Source organism: Streptomyces lonarensis (assembly GCF_012033735.1).
GTDB classification, from domain to species: Bacteria; Actinomycetota; Actinomycetes; order Streptomycetales; family Streptomycetaceae; genus Streptomyces; species Streptomyces lonarensis.
Genome location: NZ_JAAVJD010000184.1, coordinates 1 through 10,469, shown reverse-complemented (window position 1 = coordinate 10,469; position 10,469 = coordinate 1). Strand labels below are relative to the sequence as shown.

11 protein-coding genes are annotated in these 10,469 nt (G+C 74.2%); 3 read left to right on the top strand and 8 right to left on the bottom strand.

Annotated features, from left to right (window positions below):
• Positions 1–255: 255 nt before the first annotated feature.
• From truB to rimP, 7 genes are all read right to left on the bottom strand, one after another.
• Positions 256–1,170: a tRNA pseudouridine(55) synthase TruB gene (gene truB / locus HCN56_RS19340; protein WP_167972896.1), complete on the bottom strand. Its 915-nt coding sequence runs from the start codon at positions 1,168–1,170 to the stop codon at positions 256–258.
• Positions 1,170–1,682, bottom strand: a complete 513-nt coding sequence (gene rbfA / locus HCN56_RS19335) for a 30S ribosome-binding factor RbfA (protein WP_167972893.1) — start codon at positions 1,680–1,682, stop codon at positions 1,170–1,172. The genes truB and rbfA overlap by 1 nt, the downstream gene beginning before the upstream one ends.
• A 44-nt stretch (positions 1,683–1,726) precedes the next feature.
• The gene (locus HCN56_RS19330; RefSeq protein WP_167972891.1) at positions 1,727–2,020 is read right to left on the bottom strand and encodes a DUF503 domain-containing protein; all 294 of its coding nucleotides are present in this window, start codon (positions 2,018–2,020) and stop codon (positions 1,727–1,729) included.
• Positions 2,021–2,105: 85 nt separating this feature from the next.
• The gene (gene infB / locus HCN56_RS19325; protein ID WP_167972889.1) at positions 2,106–4,922 is read right to left on the bottom strand and encodes a translation initiation factor IF-2; all 2,817 of its coding nucleotides are present in this window, start codon (positions 4,920–4,922) and stop codon (positions 2,106–2,108) included.
• A gap of 187 nt (positions 4,923–5,109) precedes the next feature.
• Entirely contained in the window at positions 5,110–5,388 is a 279-nt protein-coding gene (locus HCN56_RS19320) for a YlxR family protein (RefSeq protein ID WP_167972903.1), read from the bottom strand.
• A gap of 137 nt (positions 5,389–5,525) precedes the next feature.
• Positions 5,526–6,551 carry a transcription termination factor NusA gene (gene nusA / locus HCN56_RS19315; protein WP_167972886.1) on the bottom strand — a complete coding sequence of 342 codons (1,026 nt, stop codon included), beginning with the start codon at positions 6,549–6,551 and terminating at the stop codon, positions 5,526–5,528.
• 2 nt (positions 6,552–6,553) lie between these two features.
• Positions 6,554–7,099 (bottom strand): ribosome maturation factor RimP, encoded by a 546-nt coding sequence (rimP, locus tag HCN56_RS19310; RefSeq protein ID WP_167972883.1) that lies wholly within the window; start codon positions 7,097–7,099, stop codon positions 6,554–6,556.
• Between the two features lie 392 nt (positions 7,100–7,491).
• On the opposite strand from rimP, the gene HCN56_RS19305 reads away from it, so the two are divergent.
• The 3 genes from HCN56_RS19305 to HCN56_RS19295 are packed head-to-tail and all read left to right on the top strand — an operon-like array spanning position 7,492 to position 9,454.
• Positions 7,492–8,076, top strand: coding sequence for a hypothetical protein (locus tag HCN56_RS19305; RefSeq protein ID WP_209312939.1), 585 nt, complete (start codon positions 7,492–7,494; stop codon positions 8,074–8,076).
• On the top strand, positions 8,073–8,543 hold the full coding sequence (locus HCN56_RS19300) for a ferritin-like domain-containing protein (RefSeq protein ID WP_167972880.1): 471 nt from the start codon (positions 8,073–8,075) through the stop codon (positions 8,541–8,543). The genes HCN56_RS19305 and HCN56_RS19300 overlap by 4 nt, the downstream gene beginning before the upstream one ends.
• Complete coding sequence (locus HCN56_RS19295; protein ID WP_312871300.1) at positions 8,540–9,454, top strand: aminoglycoside phosphotransferase family protein; 915 nt, start codon at positions 8,540–8,542, stop codon at positions 9,452–9,454. The genes HCN56_RS19300 and HCN56_RS19295 overlap by 4 nt, the downstream gene beginning before the upstream one ends.
• 233 nt (positions 9,455–9,687) lie before the next feature.
• Here the strand turns inward: HCN56_RS19295 and HCN56_RS19290 are convergent, their stop codons facing one another.
• Positions 9,688–10,251 (bottom strand): GNAT family N-acetyltransferase, encoded by a 564-nt coding sequence (locus tag HCN56_RS19290; RefSeq protein ID WP_209312938.1) that lies wholly within the window; start codon positions 10,249–10,251, stop codon positions 9,688–9,690.
• Positions 10,252–10,469 lie beyond the last annotated feature (218 nt).

Below are 10,469 nucleotides of genomic sequence, written 5' to 3'. Positions count from 1 at the left end.
GGCACGGGGCGCGCGGATGTCGCCGCACGGGGCGCCTGTCGGCGGCCGCCCCTGGGCCGGCCACGGGGCGGGCCTCCCGGGCGGACTGCCGCCCCGGAAACCGCGGGTGCGGGGCAGCACGCATCGCCCTCTCGCCCCGCCACCGGCCGGGCAAGAGGGCGACCGGCTGGAGACCGATGGCAGCGGGGCCCGGAGCGACGGTGCTGCTGTCGCTCCGGGCCCCGCCCGGTCCTGCTCCGTGACGTCGCGCCCCGGTCAGCCGCCCGGCCGCGCGAGCACCGCGAGAATGCGCGCCCGGTGACCGTCCCGTTCGACCAGCGCCACGAGACTGCCGTCGCCGCTCAGCGCCGCGATCGGCCCTTCGGGAAGCTCCGGCGGCATGTCGACGCGCACGCCGTTGGCCAGCAGCCCCGCCCGCCGCGCGTCCAGATCCCACCGCGGGAAGGCGGTGCCGGCCGCTTCGGCCAGTGGCAGCGGCACGAGCTCCTGCTGGAGCTGGTCCAGGGTGCGCGCGCCGCCGATGCCGTAGGGCCCGACCCGGGTGCGGCGGAGCGCGGTGAGGTGCCCACCGGTACCCAGTGCCTCCCCGATGTCGCGCGCCAGCGCGCGGATGTACGTCCCCGAGGAGCACACCACGCTGACGACGACATCTGTGACGGCCGTTCCGTCCTCCGCCGTCGCCGACCGCACGTCGTGCACGGCGAACGAGGAGACGGTGACCGGACGTGCCGGGATCTCGACCTCCTCGCCCTCGCGGACGCGGTGGTAGGCCCGCTTTCCGTCGATCTTGACGGCGCTCACCTTGGACGGCACCTGGAGGATGTCCCCCGTGAGCCGGCCGACCTCGCGGTCCAGCTCGCCCCGGTCGACCGCGGCTGCGCCCGGCGCCGAGACGATCTCGCCCTCGGCGTCGTCGGTGACCGTTGCCTGGCCCAGGCGCACCGTCCCGAGGTACTCCTTCTCGGTCAGCGCCAGGTGGCCGAGCAGCCGTGTGGCGCGACCGAGCCCGATCACCAGCACGCCGGTCGCCATCGGGTCCAGCGTCCCCGCGTGCCCGACCCGCCTCGTGCGGGCGATGCCCCGCAGCTTGGCCACGACATCGTGCGAGGTGAAACCCGCGGGCTTGTCGACGACCAGGAGGCCGTCCGGGCCGTTGCTCTGCCGGGCCATCAGCGCGCGGTGTCCCCGCCCCGTTCACCGCCGGCGGGGCCCTCGTCAGCACGGTCGGCGCCTTCGGGGGCGTCGTCCTCCTCGTCCACCGGGCCGCGGCCGTAGGGGTCGGGGTCGCCCGCGTACTGGGCTCCCTCCGCCTCCTCGCGGAGCTTCGCGTCACGGGCGCGCGCGGCGTCGAAGAGCTCCTCCATGGCGCGGGCGTTCTCCGGCAGTGCGTCCGGCACGAAGGCCAGGCTGGGGGTGTGCTTGATGCCGGCGGCCCGTCCCACCTCGGTCCGGAGCATGCCGCGGGCGCTCTCCAGACCGGCGGCGACCTCCGCACGGGCGCTGTCGTCGCCGTACACGGTGTAGAAGACGGTGCTCTCCCGCAGGTCGCCGGTGACGCGGGTGTCGGTCACAGTGACCTGGTGGTTCTTGATCCGCGGGTCCTTGATGCCCCGCTGGATCTTCTGGGCGACCACCTCGCGGATGAGTTTCGCCAGGTTGTCGGCGCGCGCGCTGCCGCTCACGGTCACGTCTCCTTCTCGTGCGAATGCCGTGCTGACGACGACGGTCAGTCGTCGTCGCCGTGGAGCCGCCGCCGGACGGACAGCAGCTCCAGCTCCGGCCGGGCGGCCACCAGCCGCTCGCACCGGTCGAGGACGTCGGTGAGGTGACCGGCGTCCCCCGAGACCACCGCGACGGCAACCTCGGCGCGGCGGTAAAGATCCTGGTTCCCCACCTCCGCCACGCTGACCGCGTAGGTGCGGTGCAGCTCGGCGACGAGGGGTCTGACCACGGATCGCTTCTGCTTCAGTGACCTGACATCGCCCAGGAGCAGGTCGAACGAGGCCGTTCCCACATACATGCGGGTGATCGTAGTACCGCCCGGGCAGGCCGGTCGACGGATTTCCGTCGACCGGCCCCCCGGGCGCGGTGTCACCACTGCGGCATCAGCCGCGGGGCTTCTCCCGCATCTCGTACGTGGCGATGACGTCGTCGATCTTGATGTCGTTGAAGCTGCCGAGGTTGATACCGCCCTCGTAGCCCTCACGGATCTCGGTGACGTCGTCCTTGAAGCGCCGCAGACCCTCGATGTTGAGGCTCTCCGCGATGACCTTGCCGTCGCGGACCAGGCGCGCCTTGGTGTTCCGCTTGACCTCGCCGGAGCGGATGAGCACACCCGCGATGTTGCCCAGCTTGGAGGAGCGGAAGACCTCGCGGATCTCGGCGGTGCCGAGCTCGACCTCTTCGTACTCCGGCTTCAGCATGCCCTTCAGGGCCGCCTCGATCTCCTCGATCGCCTGGTAGATGACCGAGTAGTACCGGACGTCCACGCCCTCGCGCTCGGCCATCTGCGTGGCACGCCCCGCGGCGCGCACGTTGAAGCCGATGACGATGGCGTCGGAACCCGTCGCCAGGTCGATGTCGGTCTCGGTGACCGCACCCACACCGCGGTGCAGGACCCGCAGCTCCACGTCGTCGCCGACGTCGAGCTGGAGCAGCGACGACTCCAGGGCCTCGACCGAACCGGAGGCGTCACCCTTGATGATCAGGTTCAGCTGCTCCATCTCACCGGCCTTCAGCGCCTTGTCGAGGTCCTCGAGGGACACGCGACGGGTGCGCTTGGCGAAGGCGGCGTTCCGCTCGCGGGCGGCGCGCTTCTCGGCGATCTGGCGAGCGGTGCGGTCCTCGGAGACGACCAGGAAGTTGTCGCCGGCGCCGGGCACGTTGGTGAGGCCCTGCACCAGGACCGGCGTGGACGGGCCGGCCTCCTCGACGTTGTTCCCGGTGTCGTCGAGCATCGCCCGGACACGGCCGTGGGCGTCGCCGGCGACCATGGTGTCACCGACCCGCAGCGTGCCGCGCTGCACCAGGACGGTCGCGACAGCGCCGCGGCCCTTGTCCAGGTGCGCCTCGATAGCGATGCCCTGGGCGTCCTGGTTGGGGTTGGCCCGCAGGTCCAGCGTCGCGTCAGCGGTCAGCACGACGGCCTCGAGCAGGCCGTCGATGTTGATGCCGGGCTTGGCCGCGACGTCGACGAACATGGTGTCGCCGCCGTACTCCTCTGCCACCAGGCCGTACTCGGTCAGCTGACCGCGCACCTTGGCCGGGTCGGCGCCCTCGACGTCGATCTTGTTGACGGCGACGACGATCGGCACACCGGCGGCCTTGGCGTGGTTGAGCGCCTCCACCGTCTGCGGCATCACGCCGTCGTTCGCCGCGACCACGAGGATCGCGATGTCGGTCGACTTGGCACCACGGGCACGCATGGCGGTGAACGCCTCGTGGCCCGGGGTGTCGATGAAGGTGATCTTGCGCTCTTCTTCGTTGACGACCGTCGACGCCTGGTAGGCACCGATGTGCTGGGTGATGCCGCCGGCCTCGCCCTCGATCACGTTCGTCTTGCGGATCGCGTCGAGCAGGCGGGTCTTGCCGTGGTCGACGTGGCCCATGACGGTCACGACCGGCGGACGCGCGACGAGCTCTTCCTCCTCGCCCTCGTCCTCGCCGAACTCGATGTCGAAGGACTCCAGGAGCTCCCGGTCCTCCTCCTCCGGGCTGACGATGCGAACGGTGTAGTTCATCTCCTCGCCGAGCAGCCGCAGCGTCTCGTCGGAGACCGACTGGGTCGCCGTGACCATCTCACCGAGGTTGAACATGACCTGCACCAGCGAGGCCGGGTTCGCGTTGATCTTCTCCGCGAAGTCCGTCAGCGACGCGCCGCGGGAGAGACGCACGGTCTCGCCGCTGCCGCGCGGCAGCATGACGCCGCCCACCGACGGGGCCTGCATGGCCTCGTACTCCTGACGGCGCTGCCGCTTCGACTTGCGACCGCGGCGCGGGGGGCCACCGGGACGACCGAAGGCACCCTGGGTGCCACCGCGGCCACCGGGGCCGCCGGGACGACCGCCGAAGCCGGGACGGCCACCGCCGAAGCCACCGCCGGGACGGCCACCGCCGCCACCGCCGGGACCACCGGGGCGGCCGGCGAAGCCGCCGCCACCGGGACGACCGCCGCCACCGGGACCGGCCGGACGGCCGGCGAAGCCGCCGCCACCGGGGCGGCCACCGCCGCCACCGGGGCCACGGCCACCGGCCGGACCACCGGGACGACCGCCGGCAGCGGGACGCTGCGGCATCATGCCGGGGTTCGGGCGGTTGCCGCCGCCGGGACGGGGCGCCTGCGGGCGGCCCATGCCGGTGGAGCCGCCGGAGGTGAACGGGTTGTTGCCCGGACGCGGACCTGCCGGACGATTGCCTCCCGGCTTGGGGCCGCCGCCACCCGGCTTGGGCGCGGGGCGCCCGGCGGGCTTCGGCGCGGCCGGGCCGGGGCGGGGACCGGACGAGGCCGGCGGCGGGGTGTTCCCGGAGGGACGGGGCGCCGGGGGCGCGGTGAACTCCGGGCCGGCGGGGGCCGGCTTGCTCGGCGCCAGCTTGGGGCCGGGCCGCGGGGCGGGCCCCGGACGCGGGCCGTCGGGGCGCGGGCCGTCCGTCGGACGGGGCGCCGGCGCCGGCGGGCCGGGGGTCGGGGCGCCGGGCCGCGGCGCACCCGGCTTGGGTGCGGCCTTGCGGGGCGCCGAGGGCTTCGCGGCACGGCGGTTGCTGCCGCCACCGTCGAAGGCGTCTGTCAGCTTGCGTACTACTGGCGCCTCGATCGTCGAGGACGCCGAACGGACGAATTCACCAAGTTCTTGGAGCTTGGCCATGACGACCTTGCTCTCCACCCCAAGCTCCTTGGCGAGCTCGTATACCCGGACCTTAGCCACTTCGCTCCTTTTTGGGTCCGGGGTGGGTCGTCCGCCGGACCTTCGCTACTTCACGGGCGTACTCATCGCGTACTCATCGAGTGCTCATCGCAATCTCGACCTACTTCCAACTCGCGAGGTACCTGAGCCGTGCGGAGGTTCCGCACGTCTTCACCGACATGGACCGATCCGATCGCGCGACACGCGCTCACGTCCCGGGGACTCCGACCTGTTGCTCCAGCGCCGTGGTGTCCAGCGCACCCGTGGCCCGGAAGGCCCGCAGGAACGCCCGACGACGCAGCGCCGACTCGAGACAGGCGGACACGGGATGCACATAGGCACCCCGGCCAGGCAGCGTACCGCGAAGATCGGGAACACAGGTGTTCCCGTCCAGCGCCACACGCAGCAGATCGTTCTGGGCCGAGCGTCGCCGACAGCCCACGCACGTACGTTCCGGGCAGGCCCGGGGGGACGTCCGGCCAGACATCTTCGATTCTACCTCCTCGTGTGCGCCGCGCCCCTCGCGGGTCACCGGCGGCACCTCCGGGAGCCCCGTGACCGGCGGCCACGGCGGATCGCCCCGCCGGCCCGGCCCGAGACCGGGACCGGAACGGCGGGAAGGATTCAGGACCGCCGGGGGGCGGCGGCGTCGTCACCCGGCTCCGTGTCGGGCCGGATGTCGATGCGCCAGCCGGTCAGCCGCGCGGCGAGCCGGGCGTTCTGGCCCTCCTTGCCGATCGCCAGCGACAGCTGGTAGTCGGGCACGGTGACCCGGGCGGAACGCGCGTACTCGTCGACGACCTCCACCCGGCTGACCCGGGCCGGGGACAGCGCATGGGCCACCAGCTGGGCCGGGTCGTCGGACCAGTCGACGATGTCGATCTTCTCGCCGTTCAGCTCCGCCATGACGTTGCGGACCCGGCCGCCCATGGGGCCGATGCACGCCCCCTTGGCGTTGAGGCCGGCACGGGTGGACCGCACGGCGATCTTGGTGCGGTGGCCCGCCTCGCGGGCGATCGCGGCGATCTCGACGGAGCCGTCGGCGATCTCGGGAACCTCGAGCTCGAACAGTCGCTTCACCAGGTTGGGGTGGGTCCGCGACAGGGTGACCGAAGGGCCCCTCATGCCCTTGACGACGCGCACGACGTAGCTGCGCAGCCGGGTGCCGTGGGTGTAGGGCTCGCCGGGCACCTGCTCCTGCGGGGGCAGGATCGCCTCCAGCCGCCCGATGTCGACGAGGACGTTCTTGGGGTCCTTGCCCTGCTGCACCACCCCGGCGACGATGTCGCCCTCGCGGCCGGCGTACTCACCGAAGGTGACGTCCTCCTCGGCGTCGCGCAGCCGCTGCAGGATGACCTGCTTGGCGGTGGTGGCGGCGATACGGCCGAACCCGTCGGGGGTGTCGTCGAACTCCCGGGGCTCCGCGGGCGCCTCCCCCTCCGCCGGTTCGGGCAGGTCGGCCGGGTCCTCCTTGGCCCACACCGTCACGTGGCCGGTGCGGCGGTCCAGCTCGACCCGCGCGGCCCGGCGGCTGCCCTCGGTCCGGTGGTAGGCGATCAGCAGGGCGGATTCAATGGCCTCGACCAGGATGTCGAAGGAGATCTCCTTCTCCCGGACCAGGCCCCGCAGGGCGCTCATGTCGATGTCCATGCTCACGCCTCCTCGCCCGAGCGGTCGGCGGAGCCCGAGCCCTCGGCGTCGTCGTCACGGTCGGACTTGCGGTTGAACTCCACCTCACCGCGAGCGGAGCTGATTTCATCGAACTCCACGCGGCGCGGCTTGGCCTTGCGGCCCTTCTCCCCCGGCACCTCCGTGTCGAGACCGGCCTCGTCGACCGCGAGGATGCGCACCGTCAGCTCCTCGCCCTGCTCCAGCCGCAGTCGGGCCAGCCGGCCGCGGGCCCGCAGGTAGTGGCGTCGCTGGGTGAACGGACGGTCGGCGCCCGGCGAGGTCACCTCGAGCACGTAGGCGTCGGCGCCCAGCGGGTCGTCGGCGTCGAGCCGCTCGGAGGCGGACCGGCTGAACTCGGCACACTCGTCCAGCGAGACGCCGTCGTCGCCCTCCACCGTGTCCACCACCAGCTGCAGCACCCGGCGCTTGCCCGCCTGGGTGACGCTGAGGTCCTCGAGGCCGAGGCCGTGCTGTGCAGCCAAGGGCTCCAGCATCTCCCGCAGCCTGTCGATCTGGGTGGTGCTCATCCGGGTGACTCCTCGGCCGCGTCTGCTGTTGTGGCGTTCGGTGGGGGGCTCGGCGCCGGACCGCCGGGGCGGTGCGGCGCGGTGACCGGCGGCCGGCTCTGGCGACCTCCGGCTCCGGTGGCACCGTGTCAACGACCGGGCCCACCCACAGTGCTCCACCCTAACGCCTCGCGTGTCCTGTCCGCCCGCCGCAGCGTGCGTAGGCCGACCGGGCGGCAGCCGCCGGGAGCGGCGGCCCGCACGGCGGGGGTCGACGGGGCCCCCGCATCAGCCCCGGTAGGCTCACCGCGTCCGCGTCCGGCGGCCCCCGGACCGCTCCGGGAGGCACCCGCCGCACGACGCACCCATGGACCCACCCAGCCCGAACGAAACGACGGGGAGTGGCGCGAACCGTGCCCTGTGAGCTGTCCAGACGCACCCTGCTGGCCGGCGGCGGGGTTCTCCTCGCCGCGGCCCTGACCGGTTGTTCCGCCACCGGCCCGCGCCAAGCGGCCGAGCGCGCGGAGCGCTCCGCCGGCGCGCAGCGGCTGCGGGAGGAGACCGAGGCGGACAGCCGCCTGCTGCTGGCGCGCTACGACGCGACGCTCGCCACGCACCCCGACCTCGCGGACCGGCTGCTGCCGCTCCGCGGCACCGTCGCGGAGCATCTCGCCGCTGTGGTCGCCGCGGCCGGGGCGACCACCGCCTCGGCTCGCCCCGGCGGTGAGGGCGCGGCCGCCGGCGACGCCGGAGCGCCGGCCGACGCCACTGCGGTGCCCGCCGAACCGGAGGCCGCGGTGTCGGAGCTCTCCCGCTCCGAGGCCGAGGTGTCCGAGCGACGACTCGTCGCGCTCGCGGACGCCCCGCCCGAACTGGCCCGCCTGCTGGCGTCCCTCGCCGCGGCCGGCGCCACGCAGTGCTACCTGCTGGACGGGGCGCTGCCCGAGGACGAACCCGGTCTCCTCCCGGAGGCCCCGACGACGGAGGAAGCGACATGACGGGGCTGTGGCCCGCTGCCGGCACAGGCACGGACGTGGGGCTGCTCGCGGCCCAGGCGGCGCTCGCCGCCGAGCACGCCACGGTCTACGGCTACGGGGTTGTCGGGGCCTGGGCCGGTCCGGAGGTCCGCCCCCAGGTCCGTGGCCTCATGGAGGCGCACCGAGGGCAGCGTGACGAGTTGCGGCAGGCGGTGAGGGAGTTGGGCGGTGCGCCGGTGGCCGCCTCGGCCGGCTACTCCCTGCCGTTCCCGGTGGGGGATGTCGCCTCGGCCCGGGATCTGGCGGCGGAGCTGGAGGTGCGGCTCGCGGGCGCCTACGCGGACCTGGTCCGGGCCAGTGACGGCGCCGCACGGTTGGCGGCGGCCCGGGCGCTGCGGCGTTCGGCCCTCCGTTCGGCCTGGTGGCGCGGGAGCGGCCAAGCGCTGCCGGGGCTGGCGGAGCACTCGATCAACGGTGCGCGCAGGTGACCGGCGACGGCCCCGTGCTCCTGCTCCCGAGCCGCCTCGAAGAAGCGCAGAAACGTTTCGCGGCACCGTGGCTGCAGCGGTTGCCGCAGTTGGCGGAGCAGGTCGCGGCGGCGTGGGGCGTCGGCGTGGAGCGGGTCGTCTCGCCGGGCGGACGGTGCTCGCTGGTGCTGCTGGTCCGCAGCGCGACCGGGGCGCCCCTGACCCTCAAGCTGATGCCGCCGGGAGACGCGGCCGAGCGGGAGTCCGAGGCGTTCCGCGCGTGGCAGGGGCACGGGGCGGTCCGTGTGGTGCGGGACGACGCCGACTCCGGCGCGCTGCTCCTGGAGCGCGCCCGGCCCGAGGTGTCACTCCGGTCGCTGCCGGAGTCCAAGGCCGTGCTGGAGACGCTGTCCGTGGCCCACCGGCTGTGGCGCGAGCCCCCAGCCGGCCACGGACTCCCTGACGTGGCGGAGGTGACGGCCCACCAGGCCGCCGGGTTCCGGTCGGCGGCGACCGACCGACCGGAACTCGCCGAGGCGGTCGTCGAGGCGCTGACGGCCAGGGAGAACCTTCTCGCGGAGGGCGCGGGCGAGGTTCGGCTGCTCCACGGCGACCTGCGGCAGGGGGCGGTGCTCGCGTCGGACTCCGAGCGGGCGCCGTGGCTTGCGGTCGGCCCCCACCCGCTGGTGGGTGAGCGTGCCTACGACCTGGCACGCCCCGTGCGCGACCGACTCCACGACCTGGTGGCCTCGTCGGGGGCTCCCGCGGTCACGCGTCGCCGGCTCCGTTCACTGGCGGACGCGACGGAGGTGGATGCCGAGCGGCTCCGTGCGTGGGCGCTCTTCCGGGCGGTCGAGTCGGCGGTGCGCAGCGCGCGGCAGGGACGACCACGCGACGCCGAGGCGCTGCTGGAGTTCACCACCTGGCTGTGAGCCGCCGCCGTGGGGCGTGGCGCTTCTGGACGTCTCGCGGCCCGTGACCGGACGCTGGACCGCTCGGCGGCGGGGCGGGGCGGGGTACGGGGGGGGGGGCCGCCACTTGCCCGCCTGTCAGCGGCACGGGGCGCGCCCCGTGCGGCGGCGCCCCCGCCGACGGCCGCGGGGCGCCGAGCGCGGTTGCACGGGGGACCGTCGGCGGCCCTGGGCCGCCGGCGTCGGACGGCTCGTCAGGGCCCCGTGCGGTGGTGTGGGCTCTCCGGGCGGAGCAGGGGCAGCGGGGCCCCCATGACGGCGTAGGGGCGCGCAGCCGAGGGGAAGCGGACGCGCCGAGCCAGGTCCCGGTAGCCGAGCGCTCGGTAGAGAGCGCGCGCGGGGCTCTCGGTGTCGATGGCGGAGAGCAGGGTCCGCGGCTGGCTCACGAGGTCGGTGAGACCGGTGATGAGGGCCCTGCCCAGTCCGAGTCGCTGGTGGCTCGGCAGAACGTGGAGCTCGGTGATGGTGAAGGCGTCGTCCAGCCAGTCGTCGTGCTCGTTGCGCATCAGGTACGGCTCGACCACCGTGGACCACCACTGGGCGCGATCGCACGGGACGCCGTAGACGAAGCCGACCAGCCGGCCGTCCTCCTCGGTCGCGCCGTAGGACAGCGCCCCGGGGACCAGCAGGTGGCGGAGGACGATGCTCCGTCGCACCCGCTGCTCCTCGGCCGACAGCCCGAAGGCCAGTGCCTGGACGTCGAGGGCGTCGTCGACGCGCGCGGTTAGGTCGAGCGGTCCGACGGCGACTGGGTTCATGATCGGAGACTAGCCCGCACGGGGCGGGAAGTCCCGGCCCCGTGCGGATCTCCTGTCGCGCCCGCACCGCGCGCCGGTCGCCCTGGCTTCGGAGGCGTGCCGCGCCCGCCCGGGGCGGCCCCGACGCACCGCGGCGCGCGCCGCTCAGACCGGCGGAGCTCGACCGGGCGGGCGTGGGGGTGCCGTAGCGGCCCTTCCCCGACGCCGGCGCACCGCTC

Excerpts from the sequence above, each read along its gene's own strand:
- truB (WP_167972896.1), bottom strand. The coding sequence starts at position 1,170 with ATGGCCCGGCAGAGCAACGGCCCGGACGGCCTCCTGGTCGTCGACAAG.
- HCN56_RS19330 (WP_167972891.1), bottom strand. The coding sequence starts at position 2,020 with ATGTATGTGGGAACGGCCTCGTTCGACCTGCTCCTGGGCGATGTCAGG.
- HCN56_RS19320 (WP_167972903.1), bottom strand. The coding sequence starts at position 5,388 with ATGTCTGGCCGGACGTCCCCCCGGGCCTGCCCGGAACGTACGTGCGTG.
- nusA (WP_167972886.1), bottom strand. The coding sequence starts at position 6,551 with ATGGACATCGACATGAGCGCCCTGCGGGGCCTGGTCCGGGAGAAGGAG.
- rimP (WP_167972883.1), bottom strand. The coding sequence starts at position 7,099 with ATGAGCACCACCCAGATCGACAGGCTGCGGGAGATGCTGGAGCCCTTG.
- HCN56_RS19300 (WP_167972880.1), top strand. The coding sequence starts at position 8,073 with ATGACGGGGCTGTGGCCCGCTGCCGGCACAGGCACGGACGTGGGGCTG.
- HCN56_RS19290 (WP_209312938.1), bottom strand. The coding sequence starts at position 10,251 with ATGAACCCAGTCGCCGTCGGACCGCTCGACCTAACCGCGCGCGTCGAC.